Genomic DNA, 20,898 nt, shown 5'->3' on the forward strand with positions numbered 1-20,898 from the left:
ACTACAAATCCAACCCGCTTTTAATTTAATGTTTTTTATAGATGTTAATACATTGTGTCATCCATTGGTTCCTCGGTTTCATAACCACCAGATACCGTTGCCATATTTGGCTCACTGGATTCTGGAGCTGTCGCCGTACCCGTATCAACGGTTTCTTTCACTAACTTACCATCCTCGGTCATTTGAATAGAAACGTCGGTTGCATCCGCGCTAACAGGTGCAGACCAAGCGCCAGTCTCACTCGACATTACGCTCGACTCAATACCATCAGCCGTGATAAACACCTCCGTATCATGGTCAGCAAAACCTGAAAGCAACAACTCATCATTCGATTGCGTTACTTCGATTGCTGAACCTTCCTCCACTGGTTGCTCAGGAGCAGTTACAGTCATCGAACCTTGCTGCACAACAGCGCTATCACCTTGAAGGTCAGTTTTTGATACCGAGTAAGTGTAAGAACCCACCTCCAATGTTTCTGTAATAGCGACACTCCAGTTACCTTCAAAATCAACTTCAGCGCTGTAGTAAGTTTGCGACGCATCTTGAATCGACAATTCGATGATCTCACCGAAATCGCCTGTACCACTCACGACACCTTCTCCGCTTACAAAGCTAACATCAGAGTCCATTGGGTCAGCTGTTGTTGTTTCTGGAGCAACTGGGGCTGCTGTGGAATCCACCGTTACCATTCCGTAACCAACTTGCGCAGTGTTACCCGCTCGGTCTGTCATCTCAATCTCGTACACGTACTGATTGTCAGCAAGAGTATCAGACACTTCGAGTGACCAGTTTCCGTCTTCTCCGACAACAGCAGAGTATGGTTTGCTTGAAATAGTGATTGTCACCGTTGCACCAACCTCACCAGTACCCGAAAAAATAGGGCGTCCGTTGATAATTGTGTCTCCGCCAGCGAATTCATTCGCGCTCGCATCTAACAGACCTGCACCTTCAGGTGGAGTCACATCAATTTCAAACTCAAATGTTTCCTCGGTTACCGCGCCAGACTCTGTTTCAGCTCGTACAGTAACAACTTGGTTTCCTTCTGGAAGACCTTCTGGAAGAAGGATTTTCCAAGTCCCATCAGGGAACACATGGAAGTCTGTACCACTTTCATAGGTTACTGAACCAATTGTGATCGTTAACTTGCTGGATTCCATATCAATGCGACCAGAAAGCTCAGGTTGCACTGTACTTGTCACTAAAGTGCCATCAATGTCGTTACCACCTTGAATTGCCATATCCGTGAAGATTGGCTTGGTTGCATCAATTGTTACTGTGTAAGACTTAGTTGTTGCATTACCATATTGGTCTTTCGCCACTACTTCGTAAGTGTACTCACGATCTTCCAACTCTACAGGCACGGTAAATGACCATGTGCCATCGGCATTGAGATCAAAGTGCTCTCCACTCTTATAAGTCACATCACCGATAGTGAATGTCACTTCAGATGCACCCGCCTCAACTTTACCGCTGAATGTTGGTGTTCTTGTTGCTGTAAGACCATCAGCACCATTTGCGCCAGTATCTGTATCAAGCTGAACTGATTCAATTGCTGGTGGCGTAGAGTCAATTCTAAACATGTCGTAGTCGATTTGAGTCTTGTTACCCGCTGCATCGAACATTTCTATGAAGTACAGGTACTTGTCATCTGGAAGTACGTCTGGCACCTCTAGCACCCATTTGCCGTCATTTCCAGCAACAGACTTGTATACTCGGTTACCGATGTTGACGTGAACTGTTGCTCCCACTTCACAGTCTCCAGAGAATACTGGGCTACTGTTCGTGATCACGCCTTCAGCTCCGAATGAGTTATCCGTTGCATCTAGCGCCCCAGTACCCTGAGGTGGAGTCACATCAATCTCAAAATAAATGGTTTCATCATTTACCATACCTGATGCACTCTCAGCTCTTATTTGAACTGAATGCTCGCCCTCACCAAGCCCTTCAGGTAACTCTATTTTCCAAGTTCCATCAGCCATGATCAGGAAGTCTTTTCCGCTCTCGAATGTGACTGAACCAATTGTGATAAAGACCTTAACCAAGTTGCTATCAATTCGACCTGAAAGCTCTGGGCGTTCATTATTTGTCACTATGCTACCACCCGCATCATTGCCTCCTTCGATAGCAATATCCGAAATAACAGGTGCTTGGCTTTGAATAACGACTTTGTCATTCATTGAAGACTCGTTACCAACAGCATCACTCACTGTTACTTTATAGATATGCTCACCGTCAGGAAGCTCTACAGGCACGGTGAATGACCATGTACCATCTTCACGAAGAACAAAGTGCTCGCCGCTCTTATAAGTCACACCACCGATGGTTAATGTAACTTCACTCGAACCAGCCTCAACCTTGCCGCTGAAAGTAGGCGACTTAATCGAAGTCACACCATCATTTGGGTCAGAGCCTGTATCAATATCTAGCTCAACGTCCTCGATTACTGGTGGCGTTTTATCAACACTAATAGTCGTTGTGATTTCTTTCTCTCCCCAATCCGAAGAAGCAATAACCTTCACAGAGTACTGACCATCAGCAAGAGCTGATAGATTGATAGACCAAGTGCCATCAGAGTTAACCGCAGCGTATCTAACAATTACGTTGCCGTGTTCATCTGTGATTACGATTCGAAGTGAGTTACCAGCATCACCTTTACCCGTTAAAGGATTATCGGTTGGATTGAAGGCACCACCTTCCTCGACATCAACAGTCAAGTTATCAATTAAGTCTACGACTAGCTTGTTATCAGGGTTATCAGATAGATTCACCTCATTACCAGCACGGTCTTTTGAGTTTACATTGAAGTTGAAGCTCCCATTTTCTGTAATTGGCAAATCAATAGACCACTTAGCACTAGTGCTTACCTTCGTTGTGTACTCAACGCCGTTGAGAGTAACAGTGATACTCGCATGAGGTTCACCAAATCCTGTTACTTTTGTTGCAGTCCAGTTGCCCTCTGCATCTGTTACTTTATCAAGATCAGATACCGTCATTACTTCGTTAACAGTATCGACGATGATAGTTCCGCGCTGTTCAATCCATCTACCAGATTTTTCCCAGTAGATGATTCGGTATGAGTAAGTACCGTCTGGTACATCCTGATCAGGAACAATAGACCAAGAACCGCCTGACACAACTCCTTTAAAAGTTAGCTCTGTATCCCCGTAAAAGTTAACTTGGATGCGGTTACCATTGTCAGCATCGTTTGTACCACTAAACGTAGGTCTAGAGGTCGCTACCACCCAGTTTTTAGGATCACCACTCACATCGTCATCGTTGTTTAGTGTCCATTCAGACACCGAGTCTACGTCAAGTTTAATGCTTGACTCAGTAGTATTCCCCGCCAAGTCGCTCACATACACTTTAGCGTCGTAAACACCGTCTTTGAGGTTTAACGTGATGTTAAAGTTACCGTTCTTGTCACTAACACCAACGTACGCTTGACCGTTAATCACAACCTTAATTTCAGCACCTTTTTCTTTGCCTGCAAGAACACCACGTATTTGGTTATCTTGCGAAGCTAAGTACCAAGTGTCGCCATGAAGTAAACCGCCCCAAGCTCCAGACCACCCGTGAATGGATTCAATTGCAACAGAGTTATCGATAACAAGATCTTTCTCCTCTACAAAGGCTTCGTTGCCCGTTGAGTCAACGATTTTTATCTGATAGCTATATACGCCGTCATTTAGTGGCTGATCAGCAGGCACAACGACTTCCCAAACACCGTTTTTAGCAACGGTAGTTGTGTAAGTTCTAATAACCGTGCCTGAAGCATCTCTTATCTCCACAGTGATTTCACCACTAGCTTCACCATTACCTTTGAAGGCTGGAGTTCTGTTTTGAGTGATTCCATCTGTGCTTAAAGCACCTGTGTCCGTTGTTTCGTCAAGCGCACCTTCTACGAAAGTACCCGTGTTGATGGTTACAACGTCGTTGACATTTTCAGAACGGTTTCCTGCTTTGTCAGTAGCATAAACATGGTACTCAACTGCGCCATCAGGGAAGCTAGGCATCTCGACACCTGAGAACTCCCACTGCCCATTAGAAGCGACCTTATTAGAGAATGTCTCTTCGTCGATCACTAACACAACAGTTGCACCTACTTCACCAGAACCTGAAATTTTCGGTTTATCCGTTGTCACCTCACTAGAGTTGTACTTATTAAGGTTTACAACAGGAGGAGTCGTATCGACATTGAATCGGTAAGTAAAGTCACCTGAATTCCCTGCCTTATCCGTAGCTGATAGCGTTACCGCGTAACCGCCATCACTAAGACCCTCAGAGATATAATTTCCTATATTTAATGTCCATTTACCTTCAGTGTCAGCCTGAATTCTTCCCAGTGAGAAGTTCGTTAACCCACCGCCTGAGATAGTCGCAATGATAGACAGGCCAGCTTCACCACTACCGCTAATAATAGGCTTGGTTTTGTTGGTCAAGTTATCCCCTTGCTCGCCAGAGTCAGACTCTTGAGCAAGTGTCGCCATACCATCAATCGTGGTATCTACCGTCACTTCTTCAGTGTAAGGATCACTCTTGTTTCCAGCAGTATCTTCAGCGACAAAGGTATAGGTATACTTCCCGTCTGAAATCTTATCTGGAACAACAAACTCCCAAGTTCCATCTGGATTAGGCGTAATATTGTATGTTCTACCCGCAACAGTAAGGATAATATTAGTAGCACCACCTGAAGTCGTACCCGCAAAATCAAGATGACCTTTCTTATCTCCAGTCTGAACACCATTTGTGATCTTATCTGTTGGGTCGCCACTATCTGTGACAATACTACCCTCGACAGAAGGAGGGATTCTATCTACATCAAAATGACCATCAAAATGTCTACTTGTGTTCCCAGCCTTATCGACCGCTGTCACCTGATACGTATAGCGACCATCAGTAACAGAATCAGGAATAGTTAACGTCCATGTACCCGCAGCATTTGCTTTAGTTGTGTACGTTTTCGTTGAAACAGATCCCCCAAAGTTACCAGTTACATCAACTGTGATTACACTTGAGTCTTCCGCATCACCTGAAAGAATTGGGTTCTTCAAATTAGTGATGTTGTCACCTTTTTCGCCTGTATCAGAAGCAGAACTTAATCCAGCAGTAACATAGCTCGATGTATCAATAGTAAAGCTACCTTCGTCAGGAACTGCGTTACCCGCTTTATCGACAGCCATGATGCTCCATGTGTAGTCGTCATCATCGAGTTTTGAACCAACAGTGAAACTAAAGTCAGTGCCATCCACCTGCTTAAAGTCAGAGTACACGGTATCACCTGATGAGTTTTTAACCTCAAGGAATACTTGGTTACCTCTATCCGTAGTACCGCTAAATGTTGGGCGCTGAACATTCGTGATGCCATCAGAACTAGATGCACCTGAATCAGAACCTTCATCAAGTCTACCGTCAACATTATTTCGTGTATCAACAGTAATAGCGTGACCACTGCTCTCGTTGGTGTTACCTGCTACGTCAACCGCATGTACCGTGTAAGTAAACTCACCTTCACCGATGTTGCTTAATTTAGCACTCCAAGAACCGTCTGGATTTATAACCGCATCGTAACTCTTAGAAGTACCATCGATTGTGATCCAAACTTTCGCCGTATCTGTGCTCGCGGAACCAACGATGGTTGGGTTTGCGACATTCGTGATCCCATCAGTTTGATCAGAACCAGTATCATCTTCTGGTTTTAGCTTTATATCACTCATTTCTGGCTTGATAGTATCAACCTCAAAATGGATTGATTTTACGCCCGTGTTACCCGCCTTGTCCGTTACTCGAACCTCAGCAGTATATGAACCATCTGGGATTAAGTCTGGAATCGTTACATACCAGTGACCAGTTGCATCAACCGCAGCGGTGTAGGTTTTATCTGAAAGAACCAGTACAACACTAGCGTTAATTTCAGCCTGACCATCAAAGCTTAGGTTTTGGTTAATGTTAGTTACACCATCATTGATGTATTGCCCTTTATCTGAGCTTGCAGATAGTAGGCCTGTAATCTCATCAGGGATTTGCGTATCTATCACCAAATCTTTTTGAATGACATTGCGGTTACCCGCCTTATCTTCCGCGATAACTTTGATCGGATGCGTACCATCTTCTCTTTCAGGCACCGCGAACTGCCATGTACCATCTGGATTGATATCAACGTCGTAGTTCTTTCCATCAATCTGAACTTTAAGGCTAATACCATCAACTTCAACTTTACCTCCAATAACAGGGGTATTGTCGTTGGTGATAAAGTCACCTTTTATGTTACTGTCAGAGCCGTCTGACAACTCAACGGTCAAACCTAATGGCTTGGTTGTATCAACAACAAGTGTTTTACTGAATGAGTCTTCGTTACCAGCAGGGTCAGTCGCGATGAAAGTTAAGCTATGGTCGCCTTCTGGAATTTGAGCGCCCTCTCCGAAGAGATCTCCTAAGTTAATAGAGAAGTTTCCGTCCGCATCCGCTTGTACACTGATCGTCTTAGCTGGCACTATGTTGAGGCGAACCACCACGGTAGACAATGGATCTGTCGATCCGGCAAACACTGGGCGTGTCTCTTTTGTTATGTAGTCAGTCGCATCCTCACCCGTATCAGAGCTTTGCTCTAGCGCACCTGTGAAGTTAATAGTTCTATCAACTGTTACACTCTTGCTGATTTCTGTACTGTTACCAGCAGGGTCTGTTGCCACAATGGTGTAAGGATGATTACCGTCTGGAGTCTCCTCAGTCATTTGATATGACCAATAACCATCAGGGTTAACTATCGCCTTATAGGTTTTACCTCCAATTACGATATTTACTGTACAACCAGCTTCAACCTGTCCTGAGAATTTAAGAACGTTATTCTTTGTGATGTTGTCATTTAAAGAACCTGTGTTCGTAGAGTCATCAAGTCCACCCTCCAATATAGTTGGAGGTGTTCTGTCGATAGTGATGTTAATTTCATGCGCAACACTATTTCCCGCTTTATCGACGGCCTGTGCTGTGATTTTGTAGTCACCATCTGTTAGTGATGATTGGACGTCTGCCGTCCAGCTACCGTTAGAGGCAACTGTCGAACTTATTGTTTCAACGACCTCACCAGAAGAGTTTTCTACCCATACAGTAATCTTGTCGTTTGGCTGACCAACCCCAGAGAACCTTGGTTTCTCGAAGTTAGTGAGCAAATCTTCTGTGTCGCTAGAGTTTGTAGAATCATCCAGCTTAAGCGTCATTGAAATCGTTCTATCTACGATAAAACTATCATTGAATGAGGTTTCATTCACCGCATCATCAATCGCATGAACCGTATACTCATATGTCCCGTTAACGAGGTCAGCACCGTACTGGTTCGGGTCTGTCTTCCACAAACCTGTCTCATCTGCGACTGCATCCAAATTAATGGTGCTACCATCTGACATTTTTATCGTTACGGTAATAACTGCTCTCGGATCTGAACTTCCTGAGAACACTGGTCTTTCAGTCTTGGTGTAGTTATCTGTGCTAGAGATACCAGTATCAGAATCTTTATCCAATCTACCATCAAGGTTTATTGAACGATCCACAACAAGGGTCTCCTCATGCGAAGCAACGTTACCTGCCAAGTCTTTTGATGTAACGGTTATCTTATGTGTACCCTCTGGGTAATTAGCCAAATCTAAAGTCCATTGACCATTAGCCGGAACAACCAAATCATAGGTATTTGAACCAATCTTAATTATTAGCTCTGAGTCTGGCTCACCAACACCATTAATCACGATATTTTCAGATTTTGTAATCCAATCACCAGCAGTACTAGTGTCACTAGAAGCATCCAGCGTGAAGGTTGGGTTGGTCGGCGCAACAGTGTCAACGATAATAAAGTTAGTCTCAGTAGCTTCGTTACCCGCCTTATCAGTAGCCGTAATCGTGTAGTCGTAGCGATTGTTGTTAGAGCCATCTAGCTCACCAACATCTATCGTCCAAGACTTATCCGCGCCCACAATTGTTTCAAAGGTTCTTCCGTCGATGAGTAACACTATTTTCGCATCTGGCTCACCTGTTCCTTTGAAGACCAATTCTTTTGATGAGGTCACGCCATCATTATTCTTATCGCCTAAATCTGAAGTTGATGAAAGCCCACCAGTAACCGTAGTTACAGTGTCAATTTCTAATTCATGCTTAACAGACTGACTATTCCCAGCAGTGTCAGTTGAAATAAACTCAAAGACATAGTCACCATCGTCAAGTCCAGCACCGACTTCAAAATTCCAAGTACCGTCTGGGTTTGTTGTGATAAGCGAGTCTGGCTGTAAGGCACCATTTACTTTGACGCTAATGGTTGTTCCCGCTTCAGAGTTTCCGCCAAATGTTGGCGTCTTCTCTCCTGAGATCGAAGTGTCTTCCACTGTCCCATTTAGGATACTAACCGTTAACTCAGTTGGAGCTTGTGTATCAACCGTTATGACATCACGATGTTCAGCTTCGTTACCCGCCTCATCAACGACTCGAACAACCCACTCATATTTTTTGTCTGCCAGCTCATCGGCGCTTGGTAAAGTAAATGTCCAAGTACCATCACTGTTAACAACAATCCCATTTGTAGCGGTATATGTTTTGTTATTGATAGTCAGAGTGATCGTAGAACCTTTTTCCATGGTTCCTCGCCACTGAGGAATAGAAGACTGAGTGATACCGTCACTTCCGTCTGATCCTGTATCATTGAGTAATTCAGCAGTCACAGATGAGTTGATATCGATAGTGACGTAATCTTCAATAACTTTCGGGTTACCCGCTTTATCAACTGAAGTGATGGTGTAATCCCACTTACCAGCAGGAAGCTTATCTGCTTCTGGTATCTCGATAGACCACGATTTATCCGCGTCAGCAGTCACCGTGTACTGCTTCCCATTGATCTCAAGTGCCACTTGACTACCAACTTCGGCTAATCCCTCAAAAGTTGGCGTTTGATCATTAGTCTTCTTATCTCCTGATACCCCGCTGTCTGAATCAGAGCTTAATTCCCATGTTAACTCAGACACAGTATCAATAACGAAGCTACCTTCTTCTGTCACTCGGTTACCAGCAACATCCACTGATATGAATTCATAAGTGAAGTCTCCATCGTCAAGCGATTCTGGGATTTGGAATTCAAATGTGCCATCAGGATTAACCGAAACATTGTGAGAGGTGCTGCCATTAATGATTAACGTAACAGTAGATCCACTTTGCGTTGTTCCGACAAAGGTAGGTTGCTTAACATTGGTAATACCATCTGTTTTGTCGGCACTATCCGACCCATATTTGAACGCAACATCAATTGTGTTGGTTCTATCAACCTCAATTTGGCCTTGGTCGGTATCCGTGTTTCCGGCTTTATCAGTTGCAGTAATTACATACTCAAACACACCTTCATCAAGACGATCTGGCAACATAAATGACCATTTGCCATTTTCTTCCACCACCGTTTCATAGGTTTTAGACTCGATTTCGATTTCGATTTTCGATCCAGACTCGCCCTCACCACTGAATATTATGTCCTCAGATTTAGTGATTTGGTCTATCGTTGTACCTGTGTTTGTACTTGAATCTAGTCTTCCATCTACCTCCGTAGAAGTATCTATTTCAAGATCATGCTTAATAACCTGACGGTTACCAGCAGCATCTATCGAGATAAACTCGAACAGGTAGTTGCCGTCAGGCATTTCGCCACCAGCGACAAACTGCCAAGTTCCATCTGGATTAACAGTTACAAGGCCATCTGGCTGGTTTACGCCATCAATTTTGACTTTAATTTGAGTTCCTGCCTCAGATAACCCACCAAATGACGGAATCTTAGTGCTCGTAATACTTTGATCCGAAACAGAACCGTTAATAAGCTCTACTGTCAAGTCTGTTGGTGCTGTCGTATCAACTGTCACTATCTTACTTACTTTGTTTTCGTTCCCTGCATCATCTGTGATGTTCACAACCCATAGGTAGTCGCCATCAGATAATGCATCCTCAGCAGGCAAGGTGAATGACCAAGTTCCGTCTTGGTTAACAGTGATTCCTGATTTACTGTCGTATGTCTTGTTGTTTAAGGTAATCGAAATTGCCGCACCCACCTCCATGGTTCCGTTCCATGACGGATTCTTCTCCTGAGTTTTACCATCAGTAGGGCTGTAGCCAGTGTCTGTTGTCATATTAGCTGCCAACTCAACTACAGTATCAATGGTGACCTCATTTTCGATATTACTTGTGTTACCCGCTCTGTCCGTCGCGAATATAGTGTACTGATAAGTGTCGTCATCCAGTTTGTCCGATTCCGGCAAAGTGATAGACCAAGTCTTATCTGCACCAACAGTAAGTTGGTATTCTTTTTCGTTGATCTTAAGTGTTATTTCAGAACCCACTTCAGCAGTTCCTGAGAAAGTAGGCTTATTGAAATTTGTTAATTTATCAGTCTTATCACCGGAGTTTGAGGCAGAACCTAGCCCACCAGTTAACTCAGCGAAATTATCGATAACCAAAAGCCCAGTATCTTCAACCTTGTTTCCAGCCGCATCTACAGACTCGAAAACATAGTTATAGTTACCCGCTAGTAGCTCCGAAGGAATTTGGAACTCAAATGAACCATCCTCATTCACATCTATTGTGTAAGTAATTGAGCCATTGATGATTAACTTAACTTCAGAGTTAGGTTGAGTATTACCAATAAAGGTTGGACGCTGCACGTTGGTGATATTATCACTTGAGCTTACACCTGAATCAGAGCCTTCTTTAAGCTCTGCTGACACAAAGTTAGTTCTATCAATTTCGATAGTATCTGCAAGTTTCGCTTCGTTCCCAGCAGCATCAATGGAGATTATCTCATAAGGGAAATTCCCTTCATCTAAGGTATCAGGAACAGTGAATTCCCATCTACCGTAAGCATCAACGCTAGGCTCGTATGTTTTTCCACCGATACTGATTGTCAGCTTAGAACACGCTTCACCTGTACCCGAGAACTTAATAACTTCCGAGTTTGTGATTAAATCCGATTGATCACCTGAGTTGCTGCTTTCATCAAGACCACCTCTAAGTTCAGTTTCAATATCTATTGAAATCTTTCCTTTGAAGTCAGCCTCATTACCCGCTTTATCGATTCCTTTAATTACATAGTTATGATCACCATGCGGAAGTGGAGTATCAATTGTTAGCTCCCATGAACCATCCTCATTAGCAATTACCTCGTAGGTTTTGCTATTGATCTCTATTGAGATTTTTGCACCAATTTCAGCTTGGCCTTTGAAGGTTGGTGTCTGGATATTGGTCTTAAAATCACCCTTGATACCTGAGTCAGACTCAGCATCTAGCTCATAAGTCATTGTGAATTTTGTATCTACTGTAACTGAACCATTCACTTGGTTTTTGTTGCCAGCAAGATCCTCCACAATAACAGTGTATTGATGCTCTTTATCGTCTAGATTTACAGGCACACGGAAAGACCACTCTCCTGATTCATTAATGGTAATGTCGTCTGGAGAACGGTATGTAACAGAGTCAATTATTAATGTAACTCTTTCTCCATCCTCAACAACACCAGCCAATTCAGGGCGGTTTTGATTTGTAATGTTGTCCGACAGGTCTAGTCCTGTGTCGTTAACCAATGTTACTTTTGGAACATCTGGCTTGTTTGTATCTACAGTGACGTACTCGATGAAAGAAGAAGTATTTTCCGCTATATCAAGTACGCTAAATTCTATTTTATGGCGACCATCAAGGAGATCAGCATCCCACTGGATAGCCCAAGAATTATCATCTTTAACCTCAACGCTTTGAGAAACGCCATTGATCGTCACGGTTACTACCGCGCCTTTTTCAGATAATCCTGTAAGCAGTGGCGACTTATCACTTGTGATTTTGTCGCTATTACTTATACCTGAATCACTAGACACATTAAGCCCACCGCTCAACTCTGCGGTTCTATCTATAGTGATCTCGTCTTGGAATGACTTAGTGTTACCCGCCTTATCCTCAACAGTAATAGTGATGGTATGATTCCCCTCTGGGAGAGGGTCTGTAATAGCAAGTTGCCAGCGCTCATTTTCGTCAGAAATAGCTGTGTAGCTTTTTCCATTTACCGCTAAGGTGATGGTTGAGCCTGCGTCAGCAGAACCTTCGTACTCTGGCGTTTGGTCACTTGTTATTCCATCAGTGCTATCAGCACCAGTATCGGAACTTGCTTTCAAATTCGCGTTCAAGAACACGGAATTATCAATCTCGATATTGAGTGTTTCTTCAGTTTTGTTCCCAGCCTGATCGATTGCAACCACATCAATTCGGTATTCACTATCATCTAACTCAATAGGTAGCACAAAAGACCACTCACCGTTTGCATTAACCTTAACAGCAGGTTCGCCGTATGTGATGTTATCGATCGTTAACTCGATAGATGCGCCTGCCTCAGAAGTCCCGTTAAATATTGGTGTACGACTCTTCGTGATGCCATCGGTTGTACTAGAGCCTGTATCATTGACCAGATTAATGGTTACATCTGGAGCCTGTAAATCGATATCTACAAAACTCTTAATGCTCTTGTCGTTACCTGCGGTATCAACTGATGTAATTTCATATTCATGACGCCCATGAGTAAGACCGTCAGTGACATCAATAGACCAAGTTCCGTCATCCCCAGCAATAGTTTTGTACTCAGTTCCGTTCGAGAAGCGAATTGTTACTACAGCTTTCGCCTCGGTAGTTCCTTCAAATTTCGGGTTTTTGTCATTCGTAAGCTTATCTGTAGACGACGATCCAGTATCGCTTGATTTAGCAAGCCCACCAGTTAGTGTATTAACCGTGTCTATCTTGATATTTCCGCTTTGCTCAGAGGTGTTACCTGCCTTATCTGTTACAACGACTCTCCATGAGTACGAGTTGTCAGGCAGTTCAACTGGAAGTGAGAAGCTCCAGTTTCCTTCTGAGTCTATACTGCTCTCAGGTATTTCGTACCTCTGTCCAGCGATCTCAAAAACAACCCTCGTATTTGGCTCAGTTTTGCCAACAAAAGTTGGGCTACTTTCTTTAGTTATACCGTCATCTGCACTCGAACCAGTATCTGTAGTCATTTTTACAGACTCAATAACAGAATCGGTGGTATCAATCGTTACATTGGTTACTGATAAAGACTTTTCGTTACCTGCCGTATCTTTAATTGATATCTCAACTGGGTACACACCGTCAGGGATCTCGTTGATGATATTGATAGACCAGCGTCCATCTACATCTACTGTTGCTGAGTACTCTGTATCGTTGATCGACAGTGTTACTTCGGCACCAGACTCACCCTCGCCTCGGAAAAGAGGCGTGTTATTTGATGTTATTTGGTCTGATGAGCTTTCACCGCTATCAGAAGTCGCGCTTAGGCCACCAGACAGAGTGATTGATGTATCAATCTCAAGGTCATGAGTGATTGATGATGGGTTCCCCGCACGGTCAACCGCATCAAAAGTAACTTTATATTTACTGTCATCGAGACTTTGACCCAAAGAAGTCGTCCAGTTACCTTCCGCATCTACGGAGAAATCATCAGGAGAGCGAAGCACGATAGTTTTGCCTGCACCAACAATAGTTATTGTCAGTTCAGTACCTTTCTCAAGCGTACCACTCCACTGAGGATCAGCATTTTTGCTTACCCAGTCCCCTTTGATTTTTGAGTCGTTATCAAGGAAGATACTTGATAGTGATGATGCTGCTGTATCAATTGTTACTTCATCATTAAATTCAACTCTGTTGCCAGCAACATCTTTCGAGATCACCGTATACTGGTGAGTCTTGTCACTAAGATTATGGCCTACCTGAACCCTCCAATTCCCGTCGCCATCTGCAAACGTAGAGTATTCGTTGTTGTCGATTAAAAGTGTTATTTTTGCATTAGCTTCAGTGTGACCAAAAATCGTTGGTTTAGTGATATTGGTTGTTTTATCACCTTTGTCACCAGAATCCGAAGATACACTTAATCCACCAGTAATACTGTTGGTTGTATCTACGATTACTTTACCACCCTGAACAGCAGGGTTACCCGCCGAATCTGTGTAAGTGATCTTGAAGTTGTAACCATTAAGGTTTTCAGCTAATGCTTCAGGAAGCTCAAGTCTCCAAGAACCATCAGGCTCAATAGAAATATCATTCGGAGTCCTAAATACTTTTCCGTCGATACTAAGTTCAATCGTTGTTCCAACCTCAGCAACACGCCCCACAAAAACAAGCTGACCTTCTTTGGTGATCATGTCGTTATCTTTTGATCCTGTGTCTTTTTCAAGTTTTGCAGGTGTAAATTCTGGCGGTGTTGTATCAACAGTTAAGTCTGTTTTAATGCTTTCTTTGTTCCCCGCTGCATCCACGGTGCTAATTTCATACGGGTGTTTTCCGTCAGAAAGGTTATGAATTCCTTCAATCTCCCACTGCCCTGTAGAATCCACTTGTGCTGAGTATTGGCGACCATCTATGGTAATGGTCACTGTTCCACCAACTTCCCCTGAACCAGAGAATTTAGGTGAATCAAACTTTGTTAACCTGTCGCTGTCACTACTTCCCGAGTCAAAACCAGCCGCTAGACCACCACTGACTTGAGTTTTAGTGTCTATCTGAATGTTTCCTTCAGGAAGCGTTGCTTTGTTCCCAGCAACATCTACGGCAACGATTTGATAGGTGTATCCGTCGTCAGGGAGAGCATCTGTGATTTGGATTTTCCAGTTATTGTTCTCATCCACCAGCCCTTGGTAGTCTTTTCCGTTGATCGTAACGGTTACTGTGCTGCCAATTTCTCCCTTTCCTGAGAAGAAAGGTTTGTTGATGTTTGTTAACCCGTCAGTGTTTCCGCTATCTGAATTTGGATCTAGTCCCCCTGAAACACTGGTTTTAGTGTCAACCGTGATTACATCGCTGATGTCATGTGTGTTTCCAGCCTTATCCGTTGCTGTGATCGTGTACGGATAGTCACTGTCAGAGAGAGCCGTATTAAGCTGAATAGACCAGCGCCCACCCTCATCCGCAACAGTCTCAAATCTTTTTCCGTGAATTTCGAGAACAACAACGGCAGAAGGCTCTGCCTCTCCGCTAAATTTTGGCGTGTTGTCATTGGTGATGCCGTCTATCGCCGCGCTATCACTGGTACTATCAAGCCCACCAGAGACTTTGGTCTCAGTGTCTATAAAAATTCTGTCTGTTCTAGAAGTTGTGTTCCCTGCAGCATCAATAACAACAACTTTGTATTCATAAGCCTGATCTGGGCTAAGAGGAAGTGTATCTGATACTGTAATAGACCACTCTCCATCCTCCCTAATAATTGAGGAAAATGAGTTGCCATTGATTGTGAGTGTTACAGTGTCTCCAGCCGTACCTGTACCTTTTATGGTTGGCGTCTGGTTGTTGGTAACTCGGTCACCTTTATCTCCAGAGTCTGACAATGGATCTAATTGCGACGTTAACTCAATCTGCGTATCAACAATGATTGTCTGAGATTTTTCAGAAGTGTTTCCTGCTGCATCAGTGGAAAGCACAAATATTTCGTGGCTACCATCAGGGTATTTGATAGGAGAAACAAAGCTCCACTCACCTGTTTGTTTATCAACCACAACATCAGGCTCTTTGTATTTGTACTCTGCACCATTTTGGAATCGCACAATGATTTCCACTGAACTCTCTGGCTCAGCCTGACCTTGTAGTGATGGAACATTGTTTTTCGTAATGAAGTCGCTTGCCGACTTCCCTGAATCGTTCTTTAAACTAATTGTGGATTCGACTGGATCAGTTGTGTCAATCACAATAGTTTCATTAATGGTTTTTGTGTTGCCTGCTATGTCAGTAACCGTCATTGTTACGACATGATAACCTTCACTAAGCTCATCTACTTGGATAGACCACTGTCCTTGGTCATCAGATTTTACGACATAATCTTTGCCGCCAACGTTAAGCTTCACCTGCGAATTTTCTTCAGACAATCCTTTAAATTTAGGGTTATTAACATTAGTAACCTTATCTGAATTACTCGCGCCTGAATCAGATGCTGAATCAAGTCCACCAGAGATATGAGTCGTCCCATCGATAACAATTTCCTTCTCAATGACAAAATCGTTACCTGCTTTGTCAGTAGCTACAACTTTCACATCGAAAGTGCCGTCTGATAGCTCATCTGGATATGTGAACGACCAAGTGCCGTTCTCCACGAGAACACCGCTCTCTGAGTCAAATGTACGACCATCGACAACCAAAACGACACTGACACCAATTTCTACTGTACCTGAGATTTTTGGCTGTCGGCTGTTTGTTATCCAGTCAGTACTAGTTTCACCAGAATCGTTATCAAGAGTGATGGTCACGTTAGTCGGGGCTTTAGTATCAAGAGTTAGCGATTTCTCAAAGCTCGCAGTATTACCTGCAACGTCAGTAGCTATCACCTCGTATTTTACCAATCCGTTAGGAAGGGGTTCGGTGATATCAATAGCCCATCGCTCATCGCTGCTAACTTTCGCAGAGTATTCTTTATCGTTTATCTTGAGGATGATCGTCGATTTTGACTCACCTCGACCTGAAATAGTCGGCTTATCAATATTGGTGATTGAGTCGGTATTGCTTTTACCTGAATCTGAAGCAGCATCAAGCCCACCTTCAACAAATGTTGTAGTGTCAACGGTGAACGATTGCTTTAATGAAGCCTCGTTACCAGGCTTATCTGTCACATGGATGGTGTACTCGTATGTTGAGTCTGGAAGGTCACCTGTTTCAAATGAGAATGTCCCTTCTTGGTTTACTTCCAATGGGAAAGGTTTTCCGCCATTTAGACCTGTAATTGTAATTGTGGCACTGGCGCCCTCTTCAGCCTTACCGACAATGACGTTGTTTTTGTTTTTTGTGATATTGTCACTGTCACTTATCCCTGTGTCGGTTTGAAGATGAGCAGTTACCGTAACACCAGTATCGACTACGATTTTGTCACCAATCTCGTGTTTATTACCCGCAAGGTCAGTAATCACAATAGTGTATGGCAATTCAGCATCAGGTAATTCGTTTGTTACTTGAAGCTTCCATTTTCCATCTGAACCAACAACGGTTTGGTAGTCTCGATTGTTTATGGTTACCACAACGGTTGCTTTCGGCTCACCTTCACCTGAAAAATAAGGCTTGGTGTCCATGGTTATTCCGTCGGTATTGAATTTACCCGTATCAGAAGCTTTATCTAACCCACCAGACACTGAAGTGGTTGTATCGACAACAATTTGACCTGAAATAACCTCATGGTTACCAGCAAGGTCAGTCACCTCCAGCTTGTAGTCATAGGACTTGTCGTCAAGAAGAGTTGGTATCGTGACACTCCAAGAACCATCTTCTTGGATCTGAACTGGGTATTTAATCCCATTGAAATCGAAAAACGCAGTTGCGCCCTGCTCTATTTTGCCAACAAATGTAATATCTTCATTGTGATTCGTAATTCCATCACTGTTGCTAGCACCACTATCATTTTCTTCAGACAGAGCGACACTCGCATCTATCTTGGTATCAACGGTTACTTTTCCTGCTTCAGAAATTTCGTTATCAGCCACATCAGTAGATATAATTTCGTAGTCAAATGTATTATCAGGTAGCGAATCGGTCACTTTAACCGTGTAATCACCGTTGGCATTAGCGGTCGCTTTGTACTCCTTGCCATTGATCTTAAGGATGACCTCAGCTCCAGCATCCGTTTTTCCAACAAAAACCAAGCGACTATCTTGGGTGATATTATCGCTATCGCTAACACCTGTGTCGTTTTGAAGATCATGTGTGAGTGTGTTTGTTTGGTCAATAACCAACGTGCCGCTTACTTTGTTTCCAGCAGTATCTTTCGCACTGTAAGAGTACTCCCCCTCATCTAGCTTAGGGATAGGTGGTAACACCCAGTTACCTTCACCATCGACAGTTGTTGAGTTATCAACGCCATTGATGTTTATGGTTACGACAGATGTAGGAATACCTGTTCCTGCAAATACTGGCTCACCCACATTGGTAATGAAGTCCCCCTTTGATCCAGAATCAGAGTCAGCCTTAAGGGAAACTTTGAATTCGTAAGTTTCTTCTTCTTTTGGTTCGCCTTCAGTGTCGTATTTACCTGAACTGCTTGAAGAGTTGTTGTTCTCAACTGGTGGGGGTGTTTCGTACTCGCCAGTTAATTTAGATGTATTGTCATTAGGATCGACCTTTTCACCTTTAAGATCATTTTTCATACCTTCAAGTTGGTCGCTATTTTGCTCAGCTTGTTCTTTTGCTTCGCTACTAGAGGTGTTTTTAGACTTTTCCTCTTCTCCTTCAGCCTCTTCAGTGCTTTCTTCAGAAGCAGGCTTCACATCTTCTAATTCTGCAACTTCTTTAGTTGCCTTCGCATCTTCTATCGCCTTTTTGAGGGCAGCCTGAATCTCCTCTTCTGATAATTGAGGAGAGTTTCCCTCAAAGTTAAAGGACTCAGCAGCATCTAGGATTTCTTTTAAAGCAAAGGTAACTTCATTGATTGCACCCTCTTTGACGCCAGTACCTTCCTTGTCTGCTGCAAGGCTATTCTCTGAGTCACCAATAAAGTTGATATCAAGAGTTTTGATACTTTCTTTGTCTACAATGAATTTCTCAATCAAAGACTTGTAATCAACCACACTCCCGTTCGCAAAAGTAACTTTTGCTCTGTTGGTTACAAGGTCAGTTAATCCATTCTCAACACGTAACACTTGCCCATCAGAGGTAGAGACAATAAGGTCAAAACCAGCGTTTTTGATGTCTACTATCGGTAAACTGCCGTTGTGGATTTCTTCGAAGAATACTCGTTTCATGATTTCGTCATAATTTTTTTTTAGTCAATTACTATAAAAATAGAAACTTTTAGAACAAAAAATAAGGGTAAGTTAGTAAATAACCTACCCTTTTTAGAAAAAAATTTTTTAGGAGTTAATAGATTGTGCTTATCAATTGGCTAAATTCCACTCAATGACTCAACCTTTTTCAAAAGAGACTCAACTTTGTATGACATGGCCTTCAATGACTCAGCATCCACATATCTTTTCAATTCATTGACTTCCGAACGAACCTCCTTGACGGCAAAACTTAACTCTTTCAATTGTTCGAGCTTAGTCTTTAAAACAATAATCTCTCTTTGCTGTCTCTCACTGTCAATTTTAACTTCCGCTACAACATGACCTATTTGCTTAATCATCAGGTCACCCCGTTTATCAAGCTGCCCAATAACCCATTTATTGGTAGATTTTGACTGATTGCTTAGACCAAGTTTTATTTGAGCTTCTGCCAATTGGAAAAATTCGGTGATCCTGTTATCGGTTTGTACCTCAAGTTCTGAAACCCGATCCAAAACAGCAGAAAAACCATCCGCAATAACATCAAGTGAATCAACTCTACCTTTAAGCTCGGTAAGCGCATCCTTGGAGGCAAAGCTTTGCTCTTTTTCTTGAGCCTCTAACGTGGCTTCAGCAAGCAAAGAGGTAAGCTCTCCATTGCGAATCAGGACTTCATTGATTTTAACCTTAGCTTCCGATAGTTCTTGTTGAACATCATTATATTGGGTGGATAAATCACTTACTTGCTGCCTAAGCTGCGCGTTTTGACCATGGTCTTGCCCGTTCATGGCAAAATATAGCGCGACTCCCCCAAGGCCAATAGACCAACACACAGCCATTACGGATAAGGCAATTTGCAACCTTGATGGCCTTTTTGCGGCCTCAATTTCTTTCTTTGTCTTTGGAGTCAATTCTGAGGTCGGTGCATCGATATTTTTATCCTTGCTCACTTCCTCAACCTTCTTCTTCTCGTTCTGGCTTTTGGAAGAGTTTTTTTCAGGTTTTTTAGGGGGGGTTCCATCATCCTTAGGAATCTCATCATCCTTGACCACATTTTCAGGTATCTGGTAACTAGATGCCTCATCACCTTCAGTCTCAGGCACATCGATACCAGAGAGCAGTTCGGACACCTCATCCAAAACATTAGATTCTTTGCTTGGCTGTGTAGCGAAAGTAACCTGAACATTTAAATTTTTATTAGATTTATCTGACATGTTTGTGGCTTTTTATATTAAATCTTAGTGGATAGATATTGATTAAGTAAGACTCAAACTCTATCTTTTCTATGAATTTTTGAGTTGCCGTCACCCTCTTGTGGCAATATAATGACTAACAAGCCCATAAAAATGGTAAAGAAAATGCTGAAAAACACTCTAGTATCACTAACTGTGATCGCCGCTATGTCGGCACCCGCATTTGCAGCGGAACAAGTAAAACAAACAAATAACGACCCACTAGTAAGCCTCGATTACAAAATCTGGTTTCAAGACCACGAAACTGTTGGTAAGCAGTACGTTAGCTCTCAAAACAATCTATTAAAAGCGACTTTGCATACTCAGGACGGATATATACCGAACGTTTTTGTGCAGGTAGGTAAAGCAGAAAGCAACCTTTTTGCTTACACAAATACGGATATTCGTGCATTCTACGTTTACGATTACAATGAAAACTTATCGTTTGATTACGGTGCTGGCGTTAGCATGAGATATGACGCAAGACACGGAAAGCAAGATGACGAGGCAACTCTAGATTGGAACGCTTATGATCCTCATGTTTCGGTTGGCGTAGCATACAAAGTACCTCAGTTTGACGGCCTAACTTTATTTTCAGGCTTTGAAAAACGCTTCAACGAAGACAATGAAAGCTTTAGTGGCGGAACAACTACTGAGCTAGGTGCACGATACACGTTTGTTGACAAAGGAAGTCGTAGCATTAGTGCTGAAATTGGCTACCGTCGCGATATTCAAGATCAAGAATTCACTGTGCATAAAGTAACGGAACCGTCAGAGGATGGTAGCGATGCTGGTGGCGTCCCATACACAGAAAAAGAAGATCGTCGAATGATAAGTGATGGCTTCTACCTAGGCGTTAGCATGAGTTTCTAGCC

At 43.0% G+C, this 20,898-nt stretch carries 3 protein-coding genes; 1 reads left to right on the forward strand and 2 read right to left on the reverse strand.

The features are described 5' to 3' along the window. Positions 1-44: 44 nt before the first annotated feature. Entirely contained in the window at positions 45-18,773 is an 18,729-nt protein-coding gene (locus KO511_RS03145) for an Ig-like domain-containing protein (protein ID WP_215986023.1), read from the reverse strand. Positions 18,774-18,913: 140 nt separating this feature from the next. Continuing rightward, positions 18,914-20,005, reverse strand: coding sequence for a hypothetical protein (locus KO511_RS03150; protein ID WP_215986024.1), 1,092 nt, complete (start codon positions 20,003-20,005; stop codon positions 18,914-18,916). Between the two features lie 144 nt (positions 20,006-20,149). On the opposite strand from KO511_RS03150, the gene KO511_RS03155 reads away from it, so the two are divergent. After that, complete coding sequence (locus KO511_RS03155; protein WP_215986025.1) at positions 20,150-20,896, forward strand: hypothetical protein; 747 nt, start codon at positions 20,150-20,152, stop codon at positions 20,894-20,896. Positions 20,897-20,898 lie beyond the last annotated feature (2 nt).

The organism is Vibrio hepatarius (genome assembly GCF_018860525.1).
GTDB lineage: Bacteria > Pseudomonadota > Gammaproteobacteria > Enterobacterales > Vibrionaceae > Vibrio > Vibrio hepatarius_B.